The sequence below is a fragment of the Arthrobacter sp. HS15c genome, from assembly GCF_040812005.1.
Lineage (GTDB): Bacteria > Actinomycetota > Actinomycetes > Actinomycetales > Micrococcaceae > Arthrobacter.
Window position 1 is genome coordinate 72,923 of the sequence record NZ_JBFOHM010000012.1, and the last position, 25,341, is coordinate 98,263.

Genomic DNA, 25,341 nt, shown 5'->3' on the forward strand with positions numbered 1-25,341 from the left:
CTGCTGACAGGACGGCGGCTCACCAGGTGGGCTGCTGTCCTGTCGGTCCGTACACCACATAAATTTTCTAGACAGAGGGGTTCACATGGCGAACTACACTGCCGCTGATATCAAGGCTCTGCGTGAGCGCACCGGCGCCGGCATGATGGATGTCAAGAAGGCTCTTGACGAAGCCAACGGTGACGCCGAGAAGGCCATCGAAATCATCCGCATCAAGGGCCTCAAGGGCGCGACCAAGCGTGAAGGCCGCTCCACCGCCGAAGGCCTGGTGGCCGCAAAGGTCACCAACGGCGTTGGCGTGATGATCGAGGTCAACTGCGAGACCGACTTCGTGGCCAAGGCTGACAAGTTCATCCAGCTCGCCGACAAGGTCCTGGCCGTGGCTGTGGAGTCCGGCGCTGCCGACCTCGACACCCTCCTCGCCACCGACGTTGACGGCAAGCCGCTCTCCGAGGTCGTCGTCGAAGAAGGCGCAGTCCTGGGCGAAAAGGTTGTTGTCCGCCGCATCTCCCGCATTGAGGGCGCAACGGTAGACGCTTACCTGCACAAGACCTCCAAGGACCTCCCGGCCCAGGTCGGCGTGCTGTTCGCCGTCGACGGTGAAGGCGAAGCCGCCACCACCGCCGCGCACGACGTTGCTGTCCACGTTGCCGCCATGGCTCCGAACTACCTGACCCGCGAGGACGTTCCGTCCGAGCTGGTTGAGTCCGAGCGCCGCATCGCCGAAGAGACGGCCAAGGCTGAAGGCAAGCCGGAAGCTGCCCTCACCAAGATCGTCGAAGGCCGCGTGACGGGCTTCTACAAGGGCGAGGTCCTCGTTGACCAGTCATTCGCCAAGGATGCCAAGAAGTCCGTGGCACAGGTCCTCGAAGAGGCCGGCGTCAAGGCTACGGCCTTCACGCGTTTCCGCGTCGGCTCCTAGTCGCACCTGCAAAAGGGGTGGCCACTTCGGTGGCCGCCCCTTTTGCATGCACCGGGCCAGCCGTCGATGAGACCTTTGGCCGCCCGGCAGGATAACCTTTTTCAGAGTTCACGAACGGGAAGGCACCCATGGAAGCCGTCAAATCGTCCAACCAGTCGGAGAAAAGCAGGCGCCGCGTTCTCCTGAAGCTTTCAGGTGAGGTCTTCGGCGGCGGAAAGCTGGGCGTTGACCCCGAAACCGTCCGCGACGTCGCCAAGCAGATCGCCGCGGCGGTCCCTGAAGTGGAAGTGGCCATCGTCGTCGGCGGCGGTAATTTCTTCCGTGGCGCCGAACTGTCCCAAAGCGGCATGGACCGCTCACGCGCAGACTACATGGGCATGCTCGGCACCGTCATGAACTGCCTGGCCCTGCAGGACTTCCTGGAGCAGGCCGGCGTGGAAACGCGGGTCCAGAGCGCCATCACCATGGGCCAGGTAGCCGAGGCCTACATTCCCCGCCGCGCCATCAGGCACATGGAAAAGGGCCGCGTGGTCATTTTCGGCGCCGGCGCCGGCCTCCCGTACTTCTCCACCGACACCGTGGCCGCACAGCGCGCCCTGGAAGTGCACGCGGACGTTGTGCTGATGGCCAAGAGCGGCGTGGATGCCGTGTATACGGCCGATCCCAAGAAGGACCCTTCAGCCGAACGCCTGGAGACCCTGAGCTACGACGACGCCCTGCGCCGCGACATCCGGGTCATGGACCAGACCGCAATGACCATGTGCAAAGACAACAACCTCTCCATGGTGGTCTTCGGCATGGAAGGCGAAGGCAACGTCACCCGAGCCATCCTCGGCGAAAAGCTGGGCACCCTGGTGACCACCTAGCAACAGCTAGGATGTTTTCAGGACAGATCCATCCCCGCTGGCCGGCCCAGCGATGGAACCAGTAACACTGAACCAAGATTGTGCAGGAAACCGGCCTCCGGACTGCACTGATTTCTGAGGAGAGACCGTGATCGAAGAAACCTTGCTCGAAGCCGAAGAGAAAATGGACAAGGCAGTAGAGGTAGCCAAGGAAGACTTCGCCTCGATCCGCACGGGCCGGGCCAACCCGGGCCTCTACAACAAGGTCCTGGTGGACTACTACGGCTCACCCACCCCGCTGCAGCAGCTCGCCTCCTTCGCGATCCCGGACGCGCGGACCATCCTTATCACCCCGTTCGACAAAACAGCCCTTCGCGACATCGAGCGCGCCCTCAGCGACTCAGAGGTGGGCGCCAACCCGTCCAACGACGGCAACGTCATCCGCATCACCATCCCTGACCTGACGCAGGAACGCCGCAAGGAATACGTCAAGATCGTCAAATCCAAGGGCGAGGACGCCAAGATCTCCATCCGCAACATCCGCCGCAAGGCCAAGGAAACCCTGGACAAGCTGGTCAAGGACGGCGAAGCCGGCGAGGATGAAGGCACCCGTGCCGAGAAGGAACTCGACGCCCTGACCAAGGCCCACGTGGACGGCATCGATGAGCTGCTCAAGCGCAAGGAAGCAGAGCTGCTCGAAGTCTGATGAGCCAGGCAGAGCAGGCTCCCGCACAACGGGCGCGCATGAAGGGCAGGCAGCCCCGGGCCAACCCCACGCCGAAAGCCGGGCGGAACCTGCCCGCGGCCACCGCCGTGGGGCTGGCCATGCTGTTTGCCGTCCTCGGCGGCCTGCTCTTCCTCCCGCTGGCGTTCGTGGCGGTCACCACCACCTTCGCCATCTTCGGAGTCTGGGAGATCTTCCGGGCCCTCGAAGCCAACGGCACCAGGCTGCCGATTGTCCCGGTTATGACCGGGACCGTGGCCATGCCCTTTGTCGCCTATTTTGGCGGACTGGAAAGCCTGCTCTTTGCCATGCTGCTGAGCTGTGTTGCCGTGCTGCTGTGGCGGTCGATTGAAAGCGCGGCGGGCTCGGCCAACAGCATCTTCGCAGGGGTCTTCACGCTCGGCTGGGTGCCGTTCTTCATCAGCTTCGCGGCGCTGCCGCTCCACGCGTCCGGTGGCGTCACACCCCTGGGGCTCTGGCCGGGCGGTACGGTGCCGCACGGCGCCTGGCAGGTGGCCGTCATGCTCCTGCTGGTGGTATCCAATGACACCTTTGGGTATCTTGTGGGGGCATCGTTGGGCAAACATCCCATGGCCCCGAAGATCAGCCCGAAGAAGTCCTGGGAAGGGTTCGCCGGTTCCATCGCGGGCGCCATGCTGATCGGCGTCCTGGCCAGCATCTTCCTGCTGGACAAACCGTGGTGGGTCGGTGTGGTCCTCGCAGTCGGCGTGGTGGCTGCCTCGACGGCGGGCGACCTCGCCGAATCCATGGTCAAGCGTGAACTTGGCATCAAGGACATGAGCAGCATCCTCCCTGGCCATGGCGGCGTCATGGACCGGCTCGATTCCATCGTTTTCGCGTGTCCCGCAGCCTTCGTCATGTACGTTTTGGTTGCAGGCGCCTGACCGGAAACCACCGACCGGAAACCCCGCCGGCTCCGCCGCGCCAATAGACTGGTGCTAAACCGATCCGGCTGAACAGCATGAAGGAAAACATAGTGGCAGTGGACATTCATCGGCACATTCCCGCGTCCTTTGAGCGCGTGCCGCGCGGCGAATACGGGTACAACGCCAAACAGGTGGACCAGTTCCTCCAGCGTGCGCGCGTGTCACTGGAAACGCCGAAGGCCGCCATCCACGCTGTCAACAGCGGGGATGTCCGTGCCGTGTCCTTTGACCCGGTCAAGGGCGGGTACTCCGCTGCGGTGGTTGACGCGGCCCTGGACAGGCTCGAAGATGCCTTCGCCCGCCGTGAGCGGGATGAGCTTATTGCCGCCAGCGGCGAAGAGGCCTGGCTGCGTGAAATCGGAAAACTGTCCGGGATCCTCCGCGGCAGGCTGCACCGGCCCGACGGCGAGCGGTTCCGGCGGCCGTCCAAGAAAAAGGCCCGGAGCTACAACACGCTGGACGTGGACAATCTTTGCTACGACCTGCTTGGTTACCTCGAGGAGGACAAGCCGCTCAGCGTGGACAACGTCCGGCGCGCAGTCTTCCGTCCCGCCGTCGGCAAGGATGGCTACGAGGAAAACCAGGTGGATGCCTTCCTGGACCGTGTGGTTGAACTGATGGCAGCCATCGACTGATTCCGTCCCGGCTGATGCACCTCAGTCCCGGCCCGGAGGCGTGGGGGAGAGCGGTGTGAAGGCCGGCCACACGTCGCGGTACTGCCGGTAGCCGTAGAACATCGAGGCACCGGCAAAGACGAGTCCGCAGACCGCCCCGGCCAGGACCGCCACCGGTGCCGGCCAGCCCAGCAGCGTGATGGATGTGCCGAGCAGGATCGCCGTCAGGGCGGTGTTTGCCATGATGATGAAGACCGCGCTGCTCCCGGCAACGTGGCTCCACGTGCTCCGGCCCTTGAGGAAGTAGTAGGTCTGGTCCATGCCGGGCTGGTCGTCGTGCGTACCGGCCAGCATGTACTTGGCCATGCCGGGATCCAGGTCAACGTACGCTGCCCTGAGCCGGTTCATGGCCAGCACGTACATCAGGTCCTCCATGGCCACATTCAGGACGCGGACCTGCGTGAGGAGGCCGATCAGCAGATCGGTGGACAGGACCACCATGGCCAGCATCACAAACATGTCTGAGAACCTGGTGGCCTGGCCCACCAGGGCAAGACTCACCAGGCTGGCCGAGGTGAACATCAGGAACATGCTGATCCGTGTCAGCACTTCAGCCTGTGTGGTGCTCCGGGAAGCCAGCAGGCTCCAGTGTTCGGTGGCGAGCAGCTGTGCCCGGACCGACGGGGGGACACTTTCGGGTTCGCCGGCTGTACGTTCGTCCTGTGTGGACATGCGGTAATTGTCCACCCTGGATGGTCCCGGCGCGAGGGGCAGCCCCGGCGTTCAGCGCTCAGTGGCCAACGGCCTTTCGGGGGTGTGCAGCCGGGTCATCACCCGCGCCATGGTCTGCGGAACCCGCTGCCTGGTGGCACGCGAGACGAGCACCATCACAGCGAACGCGGCGGGGACCGTCCACGCGGCCGGCTGTGCCAGCCAGAAGGGGGTGCCCGCGGCCCCGAGCACGGTGCCGGACACCATGGCACCGCCGCAGAGGACGCCGCCGGTCACCATCCCGGCGATGGCGCCGGTGTCAGTGAGTCCGCGCCACCAGATGCCCAACAGCAGGACGGGACAGACCGTGGACGCGGTGAAGGCGAAGACCAGGCCCACGCTGCCGGCCAGGGCGAGGGTATCGGTGGTGAACGCGAAGCCCAGCGGGACCACCGCCGAGATGACGGCGGCCAGCCGGAAGCCGCGGACACTGCCGCCCAGGACGTCCTGGCTGATCACGCCGGCCAGCGAAACCACCAGCCCGGACGTGGTGGACAGGAACGCGGCAAACGCCCCGGCCACCACGAGGGCCGAGAGCAGGTCCCCGGCTGTTCCGCCGATCAGCTGCCCCGGCAGGAGGAGGACTACCGCATCTGCCTGTCCGGAGCGCGCGAGGTCCGGCGCGAACATCCGCCCCATCAGCCCGTACGCGGTCGGAAAAAGGTAGAACACCGAAAGCAGTCCGAGCACAATCAGCGTGGTCCGCCGCGCAGACTGCCCGTCCGGATTGGTATAGAAGCGGACCAGGACGTGCGGCAGCCCCAGGGTGCCGAACAGCAGCGCCACGAGCAGCGAAATGTTCTGGTACGGCCCGGCCGGAGCAAGCCCGGTGGGGTTGACGGCGGCCGGGGCCACGGCAGCACTCCCGTTTCCGGCGAGGGCGAACACGATGAACAGGACCGGGACGGCCAGGGCCGTGAGCTTAAGCCAGTACTGGAAAGCCTGCACAAACGTGATGGAACGCATCCCGCCGGCCACCACCGTCAGGCACACCACGACGACAACGGCGACGGACCCCACCCAGGCGGGAAGCCCGGTGGTGATCCGGATGGTCAGGGCCGCACCGTGGAGCTGCGGCACGATATACAGCCAGCCCACCACAACCACCACCACGCTGGTCACCCGGCGGACTGCCCGCGAGTCCAGCCGCGCCTCGGTGAAGTCCGGGATCGTGTACGCACCGGACCGGCGCAGCGGGGCTGCCACAAAAAGCAGCAGCATCAGGTACCCGGCGGTGTACCCCACCGGGAACCAGAGGGCGTCCGTTCCGGAGAGCAGGATGAGACCGGCCACGCCCAGGAAGCTTGCCGCGGACAGGTACTCGCCGCCGATGGCTGAGGCGTTCCACCACGGCCGGACGGTCCGCGAGGCAACATAGAAATCCCCGGTGGTGCGGGAAATCCTGAGACCGTAGAAACCAATCACTGCGGTGGCGACTGACACCACAACGAGAGCCACCAGTCCCACGGCCGGATTCACGGGAAGATCACTTGTCCTCGGCGAGGTCGCGGTACCGCGCCTCGTTGCGCGCGGCCGTCCGGATGTACAGCCAGGCGCTGAGGCCGGTCACGGGGTAGATGCCGGCGCCCAGCAGCAGCCAGTCGAAGGGGATGCCGGCCACCCGGGTCTCGGCCAGGCCAGGCACGGCGGCCAGCAGCAGCGGGAACGCGCACAGGATCAGCAGGAATCCGCAGGCCACGACGAGCGCCAGCCGCAGCTGGGTCCGGATCAGCGACCTGACAAAAAGCTGACCCACCTCCGATTCCACGGCTGCCTCCCGCGACTGCGTGGCCGGCCTGGCGGCGGAGAGCGGGGCGGTGACCCGGACCCGGGTCATGGCTGCGGCCGGATGCGGGTGGCTTCCAGCTTTTCCCGGACGGTGGGCAGGTGCCGGCGGCTGATGGGGAGGTTGGCCCCGGCGACGGTGACGCTTGGTCCGTCCGCGGCCAGCTTCATCGAGGCCACATGCTTCAGGGCTACCAGGTAGGACCGGTGGGTGCGGATGAATCCGGCCTCAGCCCACTGCTGCTCGAGGTCGGCCAGGGGCACCCGGATGAGGTAGCTGGCGTCCGCCGTGTGGAGCCGCGCGTAGTCTCCCTGGGCCTGAACGTAGGTGACGTCGTCGCGCCTGATCATCCGGGTGGTGCCGCCCTGGTCCACGGTGATCATTTCCGGTGCCGGGCCGCCGCCGTCGCGCAGCAGTTCGCTGATCCGTCCCACCGAACGGGAGAGGCGTTCCGCGCGGACCGGCTTCAGCAGATAGTCCACCGCGGCAAGCTCGAAAGCTTCCAGGGCGCAGTCCTCGTCGGCGGTGACAAAAACCACCGCCGGCGGGTGGCTGCTGCGGGCGATGGCCCGGGCAATGTCCAGGCCGGAGACCGCAGGCATGTGGATGTCCAGGAATACGGCGTCCACGGATTCCGTGGTGAGGGCCCTCAACGCTTCAGACCCGGAGGTGGCGCGGTGGATGATGCCGATCCGGTCGTCCCGGCCCAGGAGGTAAGCCAGTTCCTCCACTGCCGGCAACTCGTCATCGGCGACGAGGACATTAATCATGGTCCTACATTATCCGCCGGAGGCGGCTTGACCCGTAAGCGGTGCTCAGGCGTCGTGGCCCGGCTGGGACTTGGGCACGCGCATGGTGATCAGGGTTCCCTCGCCGGGCGCGGTCTCGATCACCAGGCCGTGGTCGTCGCCGTAGACCTGACGGAGGCGGGCATCCACGTTGCGCAGCCCCACGTGGTCGCCGTCGGTGTGGCCGGCCAGCATCGACTGGAGCTGGGCAGGGTCCATGCCCACGCCGTCGTCCTCGATGGTCACCTCCGCGAAGGCGCCCGAATCGTTGGCGGTGATGCTGATATGGCCGGGACCTTCCTTGGCCTCGAGGCCGTGCCGCACCGCGTTCTCCACCAGTGGCTGCAGGCTCAGGAACGGGATGACGGTGCCCAGTACCTCGGGGGCTATCCGGAGGCTGACCTGCACGCGCTCGCCGAAGCGGGCCTTCTCCAGCAGCAGGTACCTGTCAATGCAGCGGAGCTCCTCGGCGAGCGTGGTGAAGTCGCCGTGGCGGCGGAACGAGTACCGGGTGAAGTCCGCGAACTCCACCACCAGTTCCCGGGCCCGCGCCGGGTCGGTAATGATGAACGAGGCGATGGCGTTGAGCGAGTTGTAGATGAAATGCGGGCTGATCTGGGCACGCAGGGCGCGGACTTCGGCCTCCATGAGCAGCGTCCGGGAGGCGTCCAGCTCGGCCAGTTCCACCTGGACGGCCACCCAGTCGGCCACTTCGCTGGTGGCCCGGACCAGGCCGGCGCCCGCCGACGGGGCAAAGGCCGCCACAACGCCCACCACCCGGGAACCGGCCCGCACCGGCGCGATGACGGCGGCGAGCCCGGCGGAGCCAAGATCCGGAGCCAGGTCCCGGGCCTGAATCACCGTGGTCCGGCCACCGACCAGGACGTCCGCAGCCAGGTCCATCAACCGGGGTTTCAGTTCCTCGGCGGCACCGTCCCAGGCGAGCACGCCCGCCGTATCGGTGATCGCCAGCGCATTGCAGCCCAACAGGGTCCTCAGTTGCCTGCTCGCCTTGGCGGCCCCCGCCGGATTAAGTCCGGTGCGCAGGTGCTGCCCGGCCCGGGACGCGGCGTGGAGCGTGTTGTAGGTTGCCCGCTCGGCGTCGGTGCCCAGCTCACGGAAGGAGCGCAGCAGCTTAATTCCCACGCCGACGACGACGGCGATCGCCAACACGATCACCGCCACTGCCGCGGCGGTCAGGAGAGGGGAGTCCGGCATGGTGCCCAGCGTAGCGGTGGGTGCCGCTTGCCGCAGCATCGCGACCGTTGAGCGAGCGTTCCCGCCAGGGCTATGGAATGTGCCACTGCCACGGCGCAGAGTGATTGCAGTCACAGCGGCGGCATCCTGCGTGCGGGTCCCTCTGATGTGAACCAGGCAAGACTCAATGAGGAGGAACGATGGGTAACGATGCCCGGACTCCGGACGCAGCAGCGTCCGTGGACTTCGAACAGGTCCAATCGACAGAGCGGTTCCAGGAACTGCGCAAACGCCACCGCAGTTTTGTATTCCCCATGGCTGTCGCTTTTTTGCTGTGGTACTTCGCGTATGTCCTGCTGGCCGACTACGCGGTCGGCTTTATGTCCACCAAGGTGTGGGGCAACATCAACGTCGGCCTGATCCTGGGCCTGCTGCAGTTTGTCAGCACGTTCGCCATCACCGGCTGGTATGTCAGCTACTCCAACCGCCGGCTGGACCCCATAGCCGCGGAAATCCGAAACGAAATCGAAGGCCATGAATTTGATAAGGACGGCAACATCGTGACCGGGGTGACCAAATGATCGGGATTGCCACGGCGGTCGACGTCGCCGACCTCAAGGAAACCACGCTCCTGAACATGGGGATCTTCGGCCTGTTCGTAGCAGTCACCATGGTGATCGTGCTGCGTGCCAGCCGGAACAACAAGACCGCGGCCGACTACTACGCTGCGGGCCGGTCCTTCACCGGCTCCCAGAACGGAACGGCCATCGCCGGGGACTACCTGTCGGCTGCCTCGTTCCTGGGCATCACCGGCGCCATCGCCATCAACGGCTACGACGGCTTTATGTACTCGATCGGCTTCCTCGTGGCCTGGCTGGTTGCCCTGCTGCTGGTGGCAGAGCTGCTCCGGAACACCGGCAAGTTCACCATGGCCGACGTCCTTTCGTTCAGGCTGAAGCAGCGCCCGGTCCGGATCGCGGCGGCCATATCCACGCTGGCGGTCTGCTTCTTCTACCTCCTGGCGCAGATGGCCGGCGCCGGCAGCCTGATCTCCCTGCTCCTTGGCATCAGCGACTGGGGCGGACAGGCCCTGGTGATCATCGTCGTCGGCGCCCTGATGATCACGTACGTACTGATCGGCGGCATGAAGGGCACCACCTGGGTCCAGATCATCAAAGCCATCCTGCTGATCGCCGGCGCGGCCGTGATGACTTTCTGGGTCCTGGCAATCTACGGCTTCAACCTCTCCAGCCTGCTCGGCGCAGCCGTGGAAACCTCGGGCAACCCGGCGGTGCTGAACCCCGGCCTGCAGTACGGCAAGACCGAGACCTCCAAGCTGGACTTCATGTCCCTTGGACTGGCACTGGTCCTGGGTACCGCCGCCCTGCCGCACGTCCTGATGCGCTTCTACACCGTGCCCACCGCCAAGGAAGCCCGGAAATCCGTGGTGTGGTCCATCTGGCTGATCGGCCTGTTCTACCTGTTCACCCTGGTACTGGGTTACGGCGCAGCAGCCCTCGTGGGTGCCGACACCATCAAGGGCGCGCCAGGCGGCGTTAATTCCGCAGCCCCGCTCCTGGCCTTCCACCTCGGCGGACCGCTGCTCCTGGGCTTCATCTCCGCGGTTGCGTTCGCCACCATCCTTGCGGTGGTGGCCGGGCTGACCATCACTGCCGCAGCGTCCTTCGCCCACGACATCTATGCCAGCGTCATTTCCAAGGGCAAGGCCGACGCCGACACTGAGGTTAAGGTGGCGCGGCGCACCGTTGTGGTCATCGGCGTCATGGCCATCCTGGGCGGCATCTTCGCCAACGGCCAGAACGTCGCGTTCCTGGTGGCCCTGGCCTTCGCCGTGGCGGCGTCGGCCAATCTGCCCACTATTGTTTACTCACTGTTCTGGCGGCGGTTCACCACGCAGGGCGCGGTCTGGAGCATGTACGGCGGCCTGGGCTCGGCCATCATCCTGATCATCTTCTCGCCGGTGGTTTCCGGCGGAGCCACCTCCATGATCAAGGACGCCAACTTCGCGCTGTTCCCGCTGAGCAACCCGGGCATTGTGTCCATCCCGCTGGCGTTCCTGCTGGGTTGGCTCGGCACGGTCCTGGATAAGAAGCGTGAAGACAGCGCCAAGCAGGCGGAAATGGAAGTGCGGTCCCTGACCGGCGTCGGTGCGGAGAAGGCCGTGGACCACTGACACGGGCTCACCACCGGCATCACCCCCGAAGGTAAAGAGCCCCCGTGCTATGTGAATTGCTCACATGGCACGGGGGCTCTTCACATGGGCGGAAGTGTTATGTCTTCGGCCGGAGTTTGATGTTGGTCATCATGAGTTTGTCCGTGCCTTCGAAGCGGTAGGCCAGGTCAATCTGCTGGCCGTCGCAGGTGATGACACCGGCTATGTCGGCAGAGTTGATGCCGTTGTCCGAGGCGACCTTTACGTCGTTGTACGCCGGCTTGCAAGTATCGTTCATCGCCAGGCTTTTGACGCCGGCGATGAAGTCCTCCTTCGGCAGCTGTTCCTGGAGCGCAGGGTCAAGGTAGTCGTCGTAGGCCTTGGAGGATTCGCCTGCGATCACCAGCTTCGTAAACCCGTCCGCGAGCCCGCGGGCCTGGTTGGTGGCACCGCCGAAGACATTGAACAGGACAACGATGCCGACCACTGCCAGCAGCACCACGCCGCCGGCGATGCCGAGGATGACCCACAGCTTCTTCCGGTCCTTGGCGGGGGGCTGGCCCGGCAGGCCGAAGGGCGACGGATCGGGGTATTGGCCGGACTGAGAGTACTGTCCGCCCTGCGTGTATTGACCGACGGAAGGACGGGAGGCATCCTGGGGAGCTCCGTACTGGGGCGCCGCATACTGACCGCGCTCGCCGCCCTGGGGCGGCCCGTACGGCTGTGCCGGCGGCTGGCGGGGCGGCGCAGGCGGCTGCTGCGCGCCGGCGTCGGCCGGGCGGGGCTGGTACGGTTCCTGAGGATTGCTCAAGATGGAGCCTTTCCGGCAGCGTGCGTTGGGACTGCCTCGTTGCTGGGAACCGCAGACCGGCACCCCGTTCAATTCAACTTGGACCAGCCTATAACCCTGCCTGCCCCGCTCCGGCATCCGCCAGGACCCGGGGCGCTGCCGGGACCTGGGTCCTACGCGTCGGCCGGGCCGCGCTCCAGCAGCGGCTGGATGCGGAACGGGATCAGCTCACCCATGGCCAATGCGGTGTCCGTGCGCTCCACTCCGTCGCAGGCCAGGATCTTTCCGTTGATCCGGAACAGGTCCTCGGCGTCCAGGGCCACCACGCGCAGCAGCAGGTCCGCTGAGCCGGTCAGGCCGTACCCCTCAAGGATCTCCGGGACACTGGCCAGGTCATGGGCCAGCTGGCCGAGTTTTTGCTGCTGCACGTGGACGGAGATAAAGGCCATCAGCGGGTAGCCCAGAGACACGGGATTGATTCGCCGCTCGAAGGACAGGAAGACGTGCTTTTTCTCCAATTGGGCCATCCGCGCCTGGACGGTGTTACGCGACAGGCCCAGCTTCTGGGCGAGCGCCACTACCGTCCGGCGGGGGTCCCGCGCCATGGCGGAAAGCAGTCGGGTGTCAGTGCCATCCAAAGCTTGCATAATGCGCAACGGTAGCACGGTCTGGCGCTCCCAAACAGGGCATTGTGCTCAGTTTTGTTCGCGGTGGTTGTACCCATTGAGCATTGTGAGTAGGGTCACAAATATCCGGGGCAACGGCGCCCGGGAGGCCGGAACGCGGCAGGACCACAAGTCCCTAAGCGCCGGTCAAACGACGTGAGAGGGTTGCGGGGCGATCGTGTCTACAGACGAAACGGGCCATGGCGGAACAAACGCCGAAGGCCCGGGCAACAGTGCAGGAATCCATGGCTCCGGCCGGTACCTGATCCAGCTGATCACCCCGGCGGGGGAACGCATCAGCCATCCGGAATTCGATCCGTGGGTGCAGGACATCAGCGATGAGCAGCTGTGCTCCCTCTATGAGGACATGGCAGTGGTCCGGCGCATTGACGTCGAGGCAACAGCCCTCCAGCGGCAGGGCGAACTGGCCCTCTGGCCGCCGCTGCTGGGCCAGGAAGCGTCCCAGGTGGGGGCAGGCAGGGCGCTGCGCGAGGACGACTTCGTGTTCTCCAGCTACCGGGAGAACGGCGTGGCCTACTGCCGCGGCGTGGACCTGACGGACATCATCCGGGTATGGCGCGGAAACGCCTCGTCAGGCTGGGATCCGTACAGCATCAACATGGCCACGCCGCAGATCATCATCGGCGCGCAGACCCTGCACGCCACCGGCTACGCCATGGGGATCCAGAACGACGGCGCCGACTCGGCTGCGGTCACGTTTTTCGGCGACGGCGCCACGAGCGAAGGCGACGTCAACGAAGCCATGGTGTTCGCCGCGAGCTTCCAGGCACCCGTGGTCTTTTTCTGCCAGAACAACCACTGGGCCATCTCGGAACCGGTCAGGCTGCAGTCCCACATCCAGCTGGCAGACCGGGCCACCGGCTTCGGCATCCCCAGCCTCAGGGTGGATGGGAACGACGTCCTCGCCGTCATGGCAGCCACGCGGGTGGCACTGGACCGGGCCCGGCGCGGCGGCGGACCCACCTTCATCGAAGCCGTCACCTACCGCATGGGCCCGCACACCACCGCGGATGACCCCACCCGGTACCGCGACGCCAATGAACTGGAGGACTGGGCCGCGAAGGACCCCATCGCCAGGGTCAAGTCCCTGCTGGAACGCAAGGGGCTCCTGACGGAGAACCTGCAGCAGCACGTGCAGGACAAGGCCGACGCCGTGGCACGCGAGATGCGTGCAGGCTGCACCAACATGCCGGACCCGGAACCGCTGGACATCTTCAAGCACGTCTACAGCTCACCCAATTCCTGGCTGGACCGGCAGCAGGACCATTACTCCCGATACCTGGCTTCCTTCGGTGATCCCGCCGGAGCCAACTCACCCGAAGGGGCACGCTGATGACCCAGATGACCTTTGCCCGCGCCATCAACGCCGGCTTGCGCAAATCCCTCGAGAACGACCCCAAGGTCATCCTCATGGGGGAGGACATCGGAACCCTCGGCGGCGTCTTCCGGGTCACCGACGGCCTGCAGAAAGACTTCGGCACACACCGGGTGGTTGACACGCCACTGGCCGAATCCGCCATCATGGGCACCGCCGTCGGACTGGCCTACCGCGGCTACCGTCCTGTGGTGGAGATCCAGTTCGACGGCTTTATCTACCCGGCCTTCGACCAGATCGTGAGCCAGGTGGCGAAGCTGCATTACCGGACCCAGGGTGCCGTCAAGATGCCCATCACGGTCCGGGTACCCTTCGGCGGCGGCATCGGCTCGCCGGAACACCACTCCGAATCACCCGAGGCCTACTTCACCCACACCTCCGGGCTCCGCGTGGTGGCCGTGTCCAACCCGCAGGACGCCCACACCGTCATCCAGCAGGCCATCGCCAGCGACGACCCCGTCCTGTACTTCGAACCCAAACGCCGCTACCACGACAAAGGCGAAGTGGACGAGGCTGTTGACCTGTCAACTGCCCTGCCCATGGACCGGGCCCGCGTCGTCACTGAGGGCACTGACGTGACACTCGTTGCCTACGGCCCCATGGTCAAGACGGCCCGCGACGCCGCCACCGCGGCGTCGGATGAGGGAGTGTCCATCGAGGTCATCGACCTGCGCTCGCTGGCGCCCATTGACTATGCCACCGTGGAAGCCTCCGTGCGGAAAACCGGCCGGCTGGTCATCACGCATGAGGCCGGGCAGTCCGGCGGGCTCGGCGCTGAGGTCGCTGCCAGCATCACCGAGCGGTGCTTTTACCACCTTGAAGCGGCTCCCGTCCGAATCACTGGGTTCGATATTCCGTACCCGTACTCCAAACTCGAAATGCACCATCTGCCCGGCCTGGACAGAATCCTCGACGGCGTCGACCGTGCCCTGGGCCGGCCGAACTCCCTTAGTGGGCTGGAAGGATGAGCGCAACCATGATCAAGGAATTCAGGCTCCCGGACCTCGGCGAAGGACTGACCGAGTCCGAAATCCTCAGCTGGAAAGTCGGGGTGGGGGACACCGTCAGCCTCAACCAGGTCATTGCCGAAGTGGAAACCGCCAAAGCCGTGGTGGAACTGCCGTCACCGTTCGCCGGCGTCATCACTGCGCTGCACGAGCAGCCCGGCACTGTGGTGGAAGTAGGCAAACCAATCGTCTCCTTTGAAGTACCGGACGACGGCGCCCCGCGGCCTGCAGCGGAAACGCCAGCCGCTGCCACGACGGCGGTGGGCGCAGGCAAGAGGGAACCGAACCTCGTGGGGTACGGCGCCGTCGTCGAAAGTTCCGGCCGCCCGGCGCGGCGGGCCCGCAACCTGGCGGTGGTTGAGGTGCCGGTGGTTGAGCCTGGGGAAACCAAGCCTCCCGAAACCCCGGTGGTTGAGCTTGCCGAAACCAAGCCTCCCCAAACCCGGCCCTCCGAACGCCCCCGCTCCACCCCGCCCGTGCGGAAGCTCGCCAAGGACCTGGGCGTCGACCTGGCCGCAGTGGCGGGAACCGGCCCCGGCGGCCTGATCAGCCGCGACGACGTCCGCAACTTCGTGGGAGGCGGCGACCTGCCTGCCGCCGCGCACCACCTTTCGGCAGTGCCTGAAGGCCGTCCGGAGGAACCGTCCGCGGGTGGCCAACGTGAGACCCGCACGCCCATCAAGGGGGTCCGCAAGTTCACTGCGGCAGCCATGGTGGCCAGTGCGTTCACCGCTCCGCATGTGACCGAGTTCCTGACGGTGGACGTCACCCCAACGATGGACCTGCTCGCCCGGCTGAAGGCCAACCGCGCTTTTGCCGGCTACAAGCTCACGCCGCTGACCATCGTGGCGAAGGCTGTCCTCATTGCGCTCCGGCGGAACCCGTCCCTGAACTCCCGCTGGGACGAAAGCAGCCAGGAGATTGTCCAGTTCAACTACGTCAACCTGGGCATCGCGGCAGCGACACCGCGTGGCCTCACGGTACCCAACATCAAGGACGCGGATGCCCTGACCCTGATGGGGCTGTCCGAAGCCCTGACGGGGCTGGCCGAGTCGGCGCGTGCCGGCAAGACCACGCCGGCCGAGCTGTCCGGCGGCACCATCTCCATCACCAACATCGGGGTGTTCGGCATCGACGCCGGAACGCCGATCCTGAACCCCGGCGAGGCAGCGATCCTGGCAGTGGGGGCGGTCCGGAACATGCCATGGGAGTACCAGGGGGAGGTCGCCCTGCGCCAGGTCATGACGTTGAGCCTGTCCTTTGACCACCGCGTAGTGGATGGGGAACAGGGCTCGCGGTTCCTGGCCGACGTCGGCGCGATCCTGGCTGAACCCGGCATGGTGCTGACGATGGTTTAGGGCAGGAGTTTTTGTCCAGGTACGGCGACTTTGGAGCCGATTATCCCGCTGTATCTGGACAAAAACTCCTACTGGAGTGGGACCTGGGAAACGTCCACGGTGAGGGCAGCCAGCGCCATGCCTTCGAGCAGGGGGCGGGCCGACCTGGCGGCAATTTTGCGGCCATGGCTGCGCACCGAGTGCGGCGTGGAGTTGATCAGGCCAAACGTGGCATGGGCCCGCATCCGCAGTTCGGCGGCATCCGTTTCCGGGTGCAGCCGGGCGAGGACATCCACCCATAGCTCCACATAGTTCCGCTGCAGCGTCCGCACCTCGGACTGGTCCTTCTCGGTGAGGTTGCTGAAGTCGCGGTCCTGGACCCGGATCACATCAGGCTTGCCCAGGGCAAAATCCACCTGGAATGCCACCAGCCGGCGCAGTGCCGCGAGCGGGTCCGTGGTTTCGGCTATCACCTTCAGTCCGCCCTCCAGCAGTTCCCGGCTGACGGTGAGCAGCAGATCGCCCAGCACGGCCTGCTTCCCCGGGAAGTGGCGGTAGACCGCCGGGCCGCTGACGCCGGCCGCCGCGCCCAGGTCCTCCAAGGACACGCGGTTGAACCCGTTCTTGGCGAACAGCGAGGCGGCAGCCACCAGCAGCGCCTGGCGCCGCAACTCCTTGGCCTGGCTGCGCTGGGTTCCCGGCGCGGCCGGCGCTGCGGGGCCCCCGTTGGCCGCGGCAGCACCGTTCGTGGCCGGACCGGCCTGGGCGGACAGGATCGGCTGGGCTTGCTGGGTGGGCCGTACCGGTCGGGTAGTGGGCACATTTCCTCCTCGGACCAGCAAATTCTAGCAACGCCTCGATGTGTTGGACATCACAGTTAATAGAGACTAACCTAATCTCAGTTACAAAGCACTAACCGAGTTGGCTTTAACTGCCCTCGAAACGCGTATACCAAACAGAACAGGAACGGACCAGTCGATGGAGACCCTCGCCAGCCGGGTTGATACCGGGAGTGATGCCTTTGCGGCCAACAACCGGGCGCAGCTCGCGCTCGCCGCCGAGCTCCGGTCCCGGCTGGCTGAGGCGGCGCTGGGCGGTCCGGAAAAGTCGCGTGAACGCCACGTGGCGCGCGGCAAGCTGCTCCCGCGCGAGCGCATCGACCAGTTGCTCGATGACGGCAGCCCGTTCCTGGAGATTGCCCCGCTGGCGGCCAATGGGATGTACAACAATGAGTCGCCCGGCGCCGGGGTCATTGCCGGCATTGGCCTGGTCCACGGCCGCCAGGTCCTGGTGATCTCCAATGACGCCACCGTCAAGGGCGGCACGTACTACCCGATGACGGTGAAGAAGCACCTCCGGGCCCAGGAAATCGCCCTTGAGAACAGGCTGCCGTGCATTTACCTGGTTGACTCGGGTGGAGCCTTCCTGCCGAAGCAGGACGAAGTTTTCCCGGACAAGGAGCATTTCGGCCGGATCTTCTACAACCAGGCCAGGCTCTCGGCCGCCAAAATCCCGCAAATCTCGTCCGTCATGGGCTCCTGCACGGCCGGCGGCGCCTACGTCCCGGCGATGAGCGATGAAACGGTGATCGTTCGGAACCAGGGGACCATCTTCCTGGGCGGTCCGCCGCTGGTGAAGGCCGCCATTGGCGAAATCGTCACGGCGGAAGAGCTCGGCGGTGGCGAGGTGCACTCGAGGATTTCCGGCGTGACCGACCATCTTGCCGAGAATGACGAACATGCCCTGCAGATCATCCGCGACATCGTGGCCACTTTGCCCCGTCCGGCGGGCCCCGTGTGGGAGGTGGAAACCGCCGTCGACCCTGTTGCGGACCCCGCCGGGCTTTACGGCGCGGTGCCCACTGACGTCAATGCGCAGTACGACGTCCACGAGGTCATCGCCCGTCTGGTGGACGGCAGCCGTTTCCACGAGTTCAAGAAGGAATACGGCGCCACCCTGGTGACCGGCTTCGCCAGGATCCACGGGCACCCGGTGGGGATCGTGGCCAACAACGGGGTGCTCTTCAGTGAGTCCTCGCTCAAGGGCGCACACTTCATCGAGCTCTGTGACCAGCGCGGAATTCCCCTGGTCTTCCTGCAGAACATCTCCGGGTTCATGGTGGGCAAGGACTCGGAGCAGGGCGGCATCGCCAAGAACGGCGCCAAGATGGTCACCGCGGTGGCAACGGCGCGCGTTCCCAAGCTGACCGTGGTGATCGGCGGGTCCTTCGGCGCGGGGAACTATTCCATGTGCGGCCGGGCCTACTCACCGCGCTTCCTGTGGATGTGGCCGGCCAGCCGGATCTCCGTGATGGGCGGAAACCAGGCCTCCAGCGTGCTCGCCACGGTGAAGCGGGACCAGTACGACGCCGCCGGCCGGGAATGGTCCGCCGAGGACGAGGAAGCCTTCAAGGCCCCGATCAGGCAGCAATACGAGGACCAGGGCAGCCCCTATTACTCCACCGCCCGCCTCTGGGACGACGGCGTCATCGACCCCGCGGACACGCGCACCGTCCTGGGACTGGCGCTCGACGTCGTCTCCCGCACCCCGCTGCCGGAGACTTCCTTCGGCCTTTTCCGGATGTGAGCCAGCAATGACTGTTCCTTCGCCGACCACCGCCCCAACACACGAAAAGACCCTGTTCGGTACTGTCCTCGTCGCCAACCGCGGGGAGATTGCGTGCCGCGTGATCCGCACCCTGCGTGCCCTCGGCATCCGTTCCGTGGCCGTCTACAGCGATGCCGACGCCGGGGCCCGGCACGTGCGCGAAGCGGACCATGCCGTGCGGATCGGCCCGGCAGCCGCAGCGCAGAGCTACCTCAACATCGAAGCCATCATCCAGGCCTGCCGGGACACCGGCGCCGAGGCGGTCCACCCCGGCTACGGCTTCCTGAGCGAGAATGTGGACTTTGCCCGCGCACTGGAGACGGCCGGCATCACGTTCATCGGCCCCGGCGTCGAGTCCCTGAACGTCATGGGCGACAAGATCCGTTCCAAAAACCATGTGGCGGGCTACGGTGTCCCGGTCGTGCCGGGCATTGCCGAGCCGGGCATGACGGACGCCCAGCTGATCGGGGCCGCGGCCGCCGTCGGCTTCCCGCTGCTCATCAAGCCCTCTGCCGGCGGCGGCGGCAAAGGGATGCACATCGTGGAACGCGCCGGGGACCTGCCCGCGACCTTGGAAACCGCCCGCCGTGTTGCCGCCAGCGCCTTTGGCGATGACACCCTCTTCCTTGAGCGGCTGGTCCGCACGCCCCGGCACATTGAGGTCCAGGTTCTGGCCGACAACCACGGGAACGTGATCCACCTGGGCGAGCGTGAGTGCTCGCTGCAGCGCCGCCACCAGAAAGTCATCGAGGAAGCGCCGTCACCGCTGCTGGATGCATTGAACGACGGCGGCGCCACCCGGGCGCGGATTGGCGAGGCCGCCTGCCAGGCGGCACGCAGCGTCCACTACAGCGGCGCCGGAACGGTGGAGTTCCTCGTCTCCGACGAGGCTCCGGACGAGTTCTTCTTTATGGAGATGAACACCCGCCTCCAGGTGGAGCACCCGGTCACCGAAATGGTCACCGGCGTCGACCTTGTCGAATGGCAGGTGAGGATCGCCGCCGGCGAGGAACTGACCGTCCGGCAGGCCGACGTCGAACTTAACGGGCACGCTGTCGAAGCCCGCGTCTACGCCGAAATCCCGGAGCGCAACTTCCTGCCGTCCACCGGGACCGTGCTCCTGCTGGACGAAATGCCGGATCACTCAGCCGGCAGGATCCGGGTGGACTCAGCCCTTCTTGAGGGGCTGGAGATCTCGTCCAGCTACGACCCCATGATCTCCAAGGTCATCGCGTGGGGCCCGGACCGCACCGCTGCCCTCGACACGCTCGATGAAGCCCTCGCCGGGTATACCGCGCTTGGGATCGACACGAACGTTGAGTACCTGCGGCTGTTGATCAATGACCCCGATGTGCGCGCCGGGCATCTGGACACCGGCCTGATCGAGCGCAAGATGCCGGACTTCGCGTTCCGGCGGATCGGCGACGCCGAACTGGTGGCCGCCGCCCTGTACGCCATGTCGAGGGAAGAGCAGGACAGTTCCGGGACGCCGGCCGGTCCGTGGCAGGCCAGCAACGGCTGGCGGATCGGGGCGCCGGCGCCCCGGCGGATCAGCCTGGGAACGCCCGACGGCGGCATCGCAACAGTGAGTGTCAAAGGCAGCCTCGCGGCGGGCACCGCCCTCGTGGCCGTGGACGGCGGGCCGGAACGTCCGGCGTCGCTGGAGATCACCTCCCGCCGACAGGCGGTGGTGACCCTCGACGGCGTGGCCACCGCGTACTCACTGGCCACGGTGGTCCGGGGTCCAGGCAGTACGGGCCCGGACCACCCGGCCTCCGGCGGCCCCGCGGAACTGTTCCTTGGCAACGGCGGCTGGTCCTGCCGGCTGGAGGTGCTGACGCGGGAGTCCAGGCTCGAACGGGTGCTCGCCGCCATCCACCGCGAGGAAGGCACGGCAGACCCCGAGGTCCGCTCACCCATGCCCGGCACAGTGGTCTCCGTGGCAGTCAACAACGGAGACACCGTGGAAGCCGGCCAGGTCCTCCTTTCCGTGGAAGCCATGAAGATGGAGCACCAGTTGGTGGCAGAGGTTGCCGGCACGGTCCACATCAGCGTCACGGCCGGCCAGTCCGTCAAAGCGGACCAGGTCCTGGCCACGATCCACACAGAGTCCCACACCGAAAGCCCGGCACAGCCGGGCAGCACCATCCAAGACCCACCCAACCCAGGCGAGGGAGCCTAGCAATGCCGGATTTTGACCTCAGCGAGGAATACCAGGACCTCAGCGACACCGTACGGGACTTCGCGGACCACGTGGTGGCCCCCGTGTCCGCCAAACACGACGAGGAGCACAGCTTCCCGTACGAAATCGTGAAGCAAATGGCCGACATGGGCCTCTTCGGGCTGCCGTTCCCCGAGGAATTCGGCGGGATGGGCGGGGACTACTTTGCCCTGGCGCTGGCATTGGAGCAGCTGGGCCGGGTGGACCAGTCCGTCGCCATCACGCTGGAAGCCGGCGTCTCCCTGGGCGCCATGCCTGTCTACCGGTTCGGCACCGACGCCCAGAAGGAGGAATGGCTGCCGATGCTCGCCTCGGGCCAGGCACTCGCCGGCTTTGGCCTCACCGAGCCTGAAGCCGGCTCCGACGCAGGCGGCACCAAAACCCACGCGCGGCGTGAGGGTGGCGAGTGGGTCATCAACGGCAACAAGGAGTTCATCACCAACTCCGGCACGGATATCACGCGCCTGGTCACGGTCACTGCCGTCACCGGACAGAAGGAACGCAAGGACGGGAGCATCAAGAAGGAGATCTCCACCATCCTGGTGCCCACCAACACACCCGGGTTCACGGCGGAGCGGGCCTACAACAAAGTGGGCTGGAACGCCTCGGACACGCATCCGCTGACGCTGAAGGACGTCCGCGTACCGGAAGCTAACCTGCTCGGCGAGGAGGGGCGCGGCTACGCCAACTTCCTCTCCATCCTCGACGAAGGCCGGATCGCCATCGCCGCCCTGGCCACGGGTGCCGCGCAGGGCTGCGTGGACCTGTCGGTCAAATACGCCAAGGAACGCAGCGCTTTCGGCCACCACATCGGCAAGCACCAGGCCATCGCGTTCAAGATCGCCCGCATGCAGGCACGCGCGCACACCGCCCGCCTGGCATACTACGACGCCGCCGCGCGGATGCTCGCCGGCAAGCCATTCAAGACGCAGGCGGCCATCGCTAAGATGGTCGCAGGCGAGGCGGCCATGGACAACGCGCGGGATGCCACCCAGGTATTCGGCGGCTATGGCTTCATCAACGAATTCACCGTGGCACGCCATTACCGCGACTCCAAGATCCTTGAAGTGGGGGAGGGCACCACGGAGGTCCAGCTGATGCTTATCGCCCGCGAACTCGGACTGTAATAGCCGGCCGGAGAGGATCACTGATGATTAACAAGGTTGTTGCCAGCGCCGAGGAAGCCATAGCGGACATCCCTGACGGCGCGTCCCTCGCAGTGGGAGGGTTCGGCCTGTGCGGAATCCCGGTTGCCCTGATCGACGCCCTGCACCGTCACGGCACCAGGGAACTGGAGACCGTGAGCAACAACTGCGGCGTGGACGACTGGGGACTGGGCGTCCTGCTCCGCGACGGGCGGATCCGGCGGACCATCAGCTCCTACGTCGGCGAAAACAAGGAGTTCGCGCGCCAGTACCTCTCCGGTGAACTCGAAGTGGTGCTGACCCCGCAAGGAACCCTCGCCGAGAAACTCCGGGCGGGCGGCGCCGGGATCCCCGCTTTCTACACCAAGGCAGGCGTGGGCACGCAGGTGTCCGACGGCGGCCTGCCGCAGAAATACGACGCCGACGGCGGCATCGCGATCGCCTCAGCCGCCAAGGAAGTCCGCCCTTTCAACGGGGTCGACTACGTCCTGGAGGAATCGCTGACACCCGACTACGGCCTGGTCCACGCCTGGAAAGGCGACCGCCACGGCAACCTCGTCTTCCACGCAACCGCCATGAACTTCAACCCGCTCTGCGCCATGGCCGGCAAGATCACCATCGCCGAGGTGGAGGAACTGGTGGAACCGGGGGAGCTGGACCCCGAACACGTCCACACCCCCGGCATCTTCGTCCAGCGGGTGGTGGTTGTCCCCGCCGGTGAAAAACGGATCGAAAAGCGGACAGTTGCCCTGAAACAGGCCACCGGAAACGAAAGCGCCACAGAACAGGCAGGAGCGTAGCCATGGAGTCCACCAGCCCGCAGGGGGCGCCTCCCCGCCCCGAAGCCGTCCGCCCTGAATACCGGCGTGCCGCCGTCGGGCATCCGGAAGGCGCCGACCAGGAAGCCAAGGGGTGGACCCGCAACGAACTTGCTGCCCGGGTTGCCCGCGAGCTCAGCAACGGGCAGTACGTCAACCTGGGGATCGGCATGCCCACACTGATCCCCAACTACATCCCGGCCGGCGTGGAAGTGGTGCTGCATTCGGAGAACGGGATCCTGGGCGTGGGCCCGTACCCCAGCGAGGATGCGGTCGACCCCGACCTCATCAACGCAGGCAAGGAAACCGTCACCGTCAACAAGGGTGCTGCGTTCTTCGATTCAGCGTCGTCGTTCGGCATGATCCGCGGCGGCCACGTCGACGTCGCCGTGCTCGGCGCCATGGAAGTGGCCCAAAACGGCGACCTCGCCAACTGGATGATCCCGGGCAAGATGGTCAAGGGCATGGGCGGAGCGATGGACCTCGTCTTCGGCGCCAAAAAGGTGATTGTCATGATGGAACACGTGGACCGCAACGGCCGGCCCAAGATCGTGGAGCAGTGCTCCCTGCCGCTGACGGGCAAAGCCTGCGTGGACCGGATCATCACCGACCTCGCCGTGATCGATGTCGTCACCGAAGGCGGGTCCTCCCGGCTGGTGCTCCGCGAACTGGCACCCAACGTGTCCGTGGAGGAGGTGGCTGCGGCCACCGGAGCCGAACTCTTCGAAGAGGACCAGGAACTTACCGTATGACGGACGGGGATTCGGCAGGCTCAACCACCGGCCCGCGCGTCATTGAGCAGCGCGGCCTGTACTACGACGAACTGGAAGAGGGTGTGCTCTACGCCCACAGGCCGGGCCGCACCGTGACGGAAGCCGACAACGTCCTGTTCACCACGCTCACCATGAACACCCAGGCGCTGCACCTCGACGCCGCGTGGAGCGCCGGGCAGCCGTTCGGCCAGCGGCTGGTCAACTCCATGTTTACGCTCTCCACCGTGGTGGGGCAGTCCGTGTCGCAGTTGACCCAGGGCACCATCATCGCCCAGCTGGGCCTGACCGATGTGTCCTTTCCGCATCCGCTGTACCACGGGGACACGCTGTACACCGAGACGGTGATCACCGGGAAACGGCTCTCCGGCTCCCGGCCCGGGCAGGGGATCGTGACCATGCAGCACACCGGCCGGAACCAGGACGGCACCGTGGTGGCGCTGGCTACGCGGAGCTGCCTGATGTGGACACGGGAGGCACATTCCGGGCAGCAAACCGGCGGCCAAAAGGGGACAATGGCTGTATGACCTTTGTGATGGGGCCAGCCCTCCTCTTTTGCCCTGCCGACCGGCCCGAGCGCTTCCAGAAAGCCGCCGAACGCGCCGACGCCGTGATCGTCGACCTTGAGGACGCGGTGGCGCCTGCAGACAAACAAAGGGCCCGCGGCGCGATCCTCGCCCAGCTGGGTGCCGCCGGTGAAGGACCCGAACTCGACCCGAGCCGGACCATCATCCGGATCAACCCTGCCGGCACCGAAGAGTTCGAAAAGGACCTGCACTGCCTGGCGCACACGCCTTACCGCACCGTGATGCTGGCCAAGGCGGAGAGTGCCGGGCAGCTCAAAGCGCTGGAGGACTTCCACGTGGTCGCCCTCTGCGAAACAGCGGCCGGCGTCCTGAACGCCCCCGCGATCGCCGCCGAACCGAACGTCGTCGCGCTGATGTGGGGAGCCGAGGACCTGCTTGCTTCCCTGGGCGGCACCTCCAGCAGGACGGACGACGGCGGCTACCGCGCCGTTGCCCTGCATGCCCGGTCCAGCGTGCTCCTTGCCGCAGGCGCCTTCGGAAAGGCCGCCGTGGACGCCGTGTACGTCAACATCCCGGACCTGGAAGGCCTTGCCGTGGAGGCAGCCGATGCCGTGGCATCCGGGTTCGGCTCCAAAGCCTGCATCCACCCCACCCAGGCGGCTGTGGTCCGGGGCGCCTACGCCCCGTCCGAGGCCGACGTTTCCGCTGCGACTGAACTGCTGCAGGCCGCCGCCTCCGCCGGTTCAGGTGTGTTTCAGTACAACGGCAAGATGATCGACGGGCCCATCCTCAAGCACGCGGAAGCCACTATCCGCCGCGCGGGGATCCACAGCTAGCTGGCTGGCCGGCGGCCGGGCGTCGGTTGGAAAAGAGTTCTGATTGGGGGACCAAAATTGAGGCACCGCCTTACTGGGGGCGCAGCCGCGGCCATCATCGCTCTCGCCTTGGCGTCATGCTCCACTTCCGAGGCCATACCGCCGGAGGACGGCGGAACGTACGAAACGCTTGGGGACTTAAAGGAATCTGTTGAAGTCGCTGGCTGGCGTTGTCCGGAGTTGGTCCTGCACAACGACGCCAAGTATTCCGCTTCCTCGGGGAGCTGCGGCGAGGGGTTGTCCCTGGCTGTCTATGCCAACGATGCGTCTTTGGAGTCACAGCTGGACTTTTGGAAGCCTATCGGTCAGTTCCCGATTAACGTCGGCAGGAACTGGACGGTAGTCTCCGTCGACCCAAAACTCATCCAGAGGAAGCTGGGCGGCGCTGTCATCTACACAGGACAGTAGAGCACAGG

General features: G+C 66.0%; 26 protein-coding genes. 18 read left to right on the plus strand and 8 right to left on the minus strand.

The window, feature by feature from the left end:
• The first annotated feature begins 85 nt into the window (after positions 1-85).
• From tsf to ABV518_RS19285, 5 genes are all read left to right on the plus strand, one after another.
• The gene (gene tsf / locus ABV518_RS19265) at positions 86-922 is read left to right on the plus strand and encodes a translation elongation factor Ts (RefSeq protein ID WP_131132525.1); all 837 of its coding nucleotides are present in this window, start codon (positions 86-88) and stop codon (positions 920-922) included.
• A 128-nt stretch (positions 923-1,050) separates the two neighbouring features.
• Complete coding sequence (pyrH, locus tag ABV518_RS19270) at positions 1,051-1,788, plus strand: UMP kinase (protein ID WP_367770298.1); 738 nt, start codon at positions 1,051-1,053, stop codon at positions 1,786-1,788.
• Between the two features lie 127 nt (positions 1,789-1,915).
• Positions 1,916-2,473: a ribosome recycling factor gene (gene frr / locus ABV518_RS19275; RefSeq protein WP_367770301.1), complete on the plus strand. Its 558-nt coding sequence runs from the start codon at positions 1,916-1,918 to the stop codon at positions 2,471-2,473.
• A complete protein-coding gene (locus ABV518_RS19280; RefSeq protein ID WP_367770303.1) occupies positions 2,473-3,396 on the plus strand; it encodes a phosphatidate cytidylyltransferase in 924 nt (307 codons plus the stop codon). The genes frr and ABV518_RS19280 overlap by 1 nt, the downstream gene beginning before the upstream one ends.
• A gap of 92 nt (positions 3,397-3,488) precedes the next feature.
• Positions 3,489-4,073 (plus strand): DivIVA domain-containing protein, encoded by a 585-nt coding sequence (locus tag ABV518_RS19285; RefSeq protein ID WP_367770626.1) that lies wholly within the window; start codon positions 3,489-3,491, stop codon positions 4,071-4,073.
• 21 nt (positions 4,074-4,094) lie between these two features.
• Here the strand turns inward: ABV518_RS19285 and ABV518_RS19290 are convergent, their stop codons facing one another.
• From ABV518_RS19290 to ABV518_RS19310, 5 genes are read right to left on the minus strand one after another with little or no spacing between them, the layout of a single operon-like run.
• Complete coding sequence (locus ABV518_RS19290; RefSeq protein WP_367770305.1) at positions 4,095-4,784, minus strand: hypothetical protein; 690 nt, start codon at positions 4,782-4,784, stop codon at positions 4,095-4,097.
• Positions 4,785-4,835: 51 nt separating this feature from the next.
• Positions 4,836-6,302 (minus strand): cation acetate symporter, encoded by a 1,467-nt coding sequence (locus ABV518_RS19295; protein ID WP_367770307.1) that lies wholly within the window; start codon positions 6,300-6,302, stop codon positions 4,836-4,838.
• Between the two features lie 7 nt (positions 6,303-6,309).
• A complete protein-coding gene (locus tag ABV518_RS19300; protein ID WP_131132519.1) occupies positions 6,310-6,660 on the minus strand; it encodes a DUF485 domain-containing protein in 351 nt (116 codons plus the stop codon).
• Positions 6,657-7,379, minus strand: coding sequence for a LytR/AlgR family response regulator transcription factor (locus ABV518_RS19305; protein ID WP_367770310.1), 723 nt, complete (start codon positions 7,377-7,379; stop codon positions 6,657-6,659). Before ABV518_RS19305 ends, ABV518_RS19300 begins: the two co-directional genes overlap by 4 nt.
• Positions 7,380-7,424: 45 nt before the next feature.
• Positions 7,425-8,615: a sensor histidine kinase gene (locus ABV518_RS19310; RefSeq protein WP_367770313.1), complete on the minus strand. Its 1,191-nt coding sequence runs from the start codon at positions 8,613-8,615 to the stop codon at positions 7,425-7,427.
• Positions 8,616-8,794: 179 nt separating this feature from the next.
• Between ABV518_RS19310 and ABV518_RS19315 the strand changes: the two genes are divergently transcribed.
• Both ABV518_RS19315 and ABV518_RS19320 read left to right on the plus strand, forming a co-directional pair.
• Positions 8,795-9,175, plus strand: a complete 381-nt coding sequence (locus tag ABV518_RS19315) for a DUF485 domain-containing protein (RefSeq protein ID WP_367770316.1) — start codon at positions 8,795-8,797, stop codon at positions 9,173-9,175.
• Complete coding sequence (locus ABV518_RS19320) at positions 9,172-10,788, plus strand: cation acetate symporter (RefSeq protein WP_367770319.1); 1,617 nt, start codon at positions 9,172-9,174, stop codon at positions 10,786-10,788. The genes ABV518_RS19315 and ABV518_RS19320 overlap by 4 nt, the downstream gene beginning before the upstream one ends.
• Positions 10,789-10,885: 97 nt before the next feature.
• Here ABV518_RS19320 and ABV518_RS19325 read toward each other — a convergent pair whose 3' ends face one another.
• Complete coding sequence (locus ABV518_RS19325; RefSeq protein ID WP_367770322.1) at positions 10,886-11,578, minus strand: hypothetical protein; 693 nt, start codon at positions 11,576-11,578, stop codon at positions 10,886-10,888.
• A 152-nt stretch (positions 11,579-11,730) separates the two neighbouring features.
• Entirely contained in the window at positions 11,731-12,204 is a 474-nt protein-coding gene (locus tag ABV518_RS19330) for an Lrp/AsnC family transcriptional regulator (RefSeq protein ID WP_066286063.1), read from the minus strand.
• Positions 12,205-12,400: 196 nt separating this feature from the next.
• Here ABV518_RS19330 and pdhA point away from each other — a divergent pair, with 196 nt between their 5' ends.
• From pdhA to ABV518_RS19345, 3 genes are read left to right on the plus strand one after another with little or no spacing between them, the layout of a single operon-like run.
• Positions 12,401-13,576 carry a pyruvate dehydrogenase (acetyl-transferring) E1 component subunit alpha gene (pdhA, locus tag ABV518_RS19335; RefSeq protein WP_367770325.1) on the plus strand — a complete coding sequence of 392 codons (1,176 nt, stop codon included), beginning with the start codon at positions 12,401-12,403 and terminating at the stop codon, positions 13,574-13,576.
• On the plus strand, positions 13,576-14,586 hold the full coding sequence (locus ABV518_RS19340; protein WP_367770328.1) for an alpha-ketoacid dehydrogenase subunit beta: 1,011 nt from the start codon (positions 13,576-13,578) through the stop codon (positions 14,584-14,586). Before pdhA ends, ABV518_RS19340 begins: the two co-directional genes overlap by 1 nt.
• Positions 14,583-15,983 (plus strand): dihydrolipoamide acetyltransferase family protein, encoded by a 1,401-nt coding sequence (locus ABV518_RS19345; RefSeq protein WP_367770331.1) that lies wholly within the window; start codon positions 14,583-14,585, stop codon positions 15,981-15,983. Before ABV518_RS19340 ends, ABV518_RS19345 begins: the two co-directional genes overlap by 4 nt.
• Before the next feature lie 68 nt (positions 15,984-16,051).
• Here ABV518_RS19345 and ABV518_RS19350 read toward each other — a convergent pair whose 3' ends face one another.
• Complete coding sequence (locus ABV518_RS19350; protein WP_367770334.1) at positions 16,052-16,783, minus strand: TetR/AcrR family transcriptional regulator; 732 nt, start codon at positions 16,781-16,783, stop codon at positions 16,052-16,054.
• 157 nt (positions 16,784-16,940) lie between these two features.
• Between ABV518_RS19350 and ABV518_RS19355 the strand changes: the two genes are divergently transcribed.
• From ABV518_RS19355 to ABV518_RS19390, 8 genes are read left to right on the plus strand one after another with little or no spacing between them, the layout of a single operon-like run.
• Positions 16,941-18,548: a carboxyl transferase domain-containing protein gene (locus ABV518_RS19355; protein WP_367770337.1), complete on the plus strand. Its 1,608-nt coding sequence runs from the start codon at positions 16,941-16,943 to the stop codon at positions 18,546-18,548.
• Positions 18,549-18,555: 7 nt separating this feature from the next.
• On the plus strand, positions 18,556-20,751 hold the full coding sequence (locus tag ABV518_RS19360; protein WP_367770340.1) for a biotin carboxylase N-terminal domain-containing protein: 2,196 nt from the start codon (positions 18,556-18,558) through the stop codon (positions 20,749-20,751).
• Positions 20,752-20,753: 2 nt separating this feature from the next.
• On the plus strand, positions 20,754-21,917 hold the full coding sequence (locus ABV518_RS19365; RefSeq protein ID WP_367770343.1) for an acyl-CoA dehydrogenase family protein: 1,164 nt from the start codon (positions 20,754-20,756) through the stop codon (positions 21,915-21,917).
• Between the two features lie 23 nt (positions 21,918-21,940).
• A complete protein-coding gene (locus tag ABV518_RS19370; RefSeq protein ID WP_367770346.1) occupies positions 21,941-22,735 on the plus strand; it encodes a CoA transferase subunit A in 795 nt (264 codons plus the stop codon).
• 2 nt (positions 22,736-22,737) lie between these two features.
• Positions 22,738-23,505 (plus strand): CoA transferase subunit B, encoded by a 768-nt coding sequence (locus tag ABV518_RS19375; protein ID WP_310166380.1) that lies wholly within the window; start codon positions 22,738-22,740, stop codon positions 23,503-23,505.
• Complete coding sequence (locus ABV518_RS19380; protein ID WP_367770350.1) at positions 23,502-24,050, plus strand: MaoC family dehydratase; 549 nt, start codon at positions 23,502-23,504, stop codon at positions 24,048-24,050. Before ABV518_RS19375 ends, ABV518_RS19380 begins: the two co-directional genes overlap by 4 nt.
• Positions 24,047-24,886 carry a CoA ester lyase gene (locus ABV518_RS19385; protein WP_367770353.1) on the plus strand — a complete coding sequence of 280 codons (840 nt, stop codon included), beginning with the start codon at positions 24,047-24,049 and terminating at the stop codon, positions 24,884-24,886. The genes ABV518_RS19380 and ABV518_RS19385 overlap by 4 nt, the downstream gene beginning before the upstream one ends.
• 57 nt (positions 24,887-24,943) lie before the next feature.
• Positions 24,944-25,333 carry a hypothetical protein gene (locus ABV518_RS19390; RefSeq protein WP_367770356.1) on the plus strand — a complete coding sequence of 130 codons (390 nt, stop codon included), beginning with the start codon at positions 24,944-24,946 and terminating at the stop codon, positions 25,331-25,333.
• Positions 25,334-25,341: the final 8 nt, after the last annotated feature.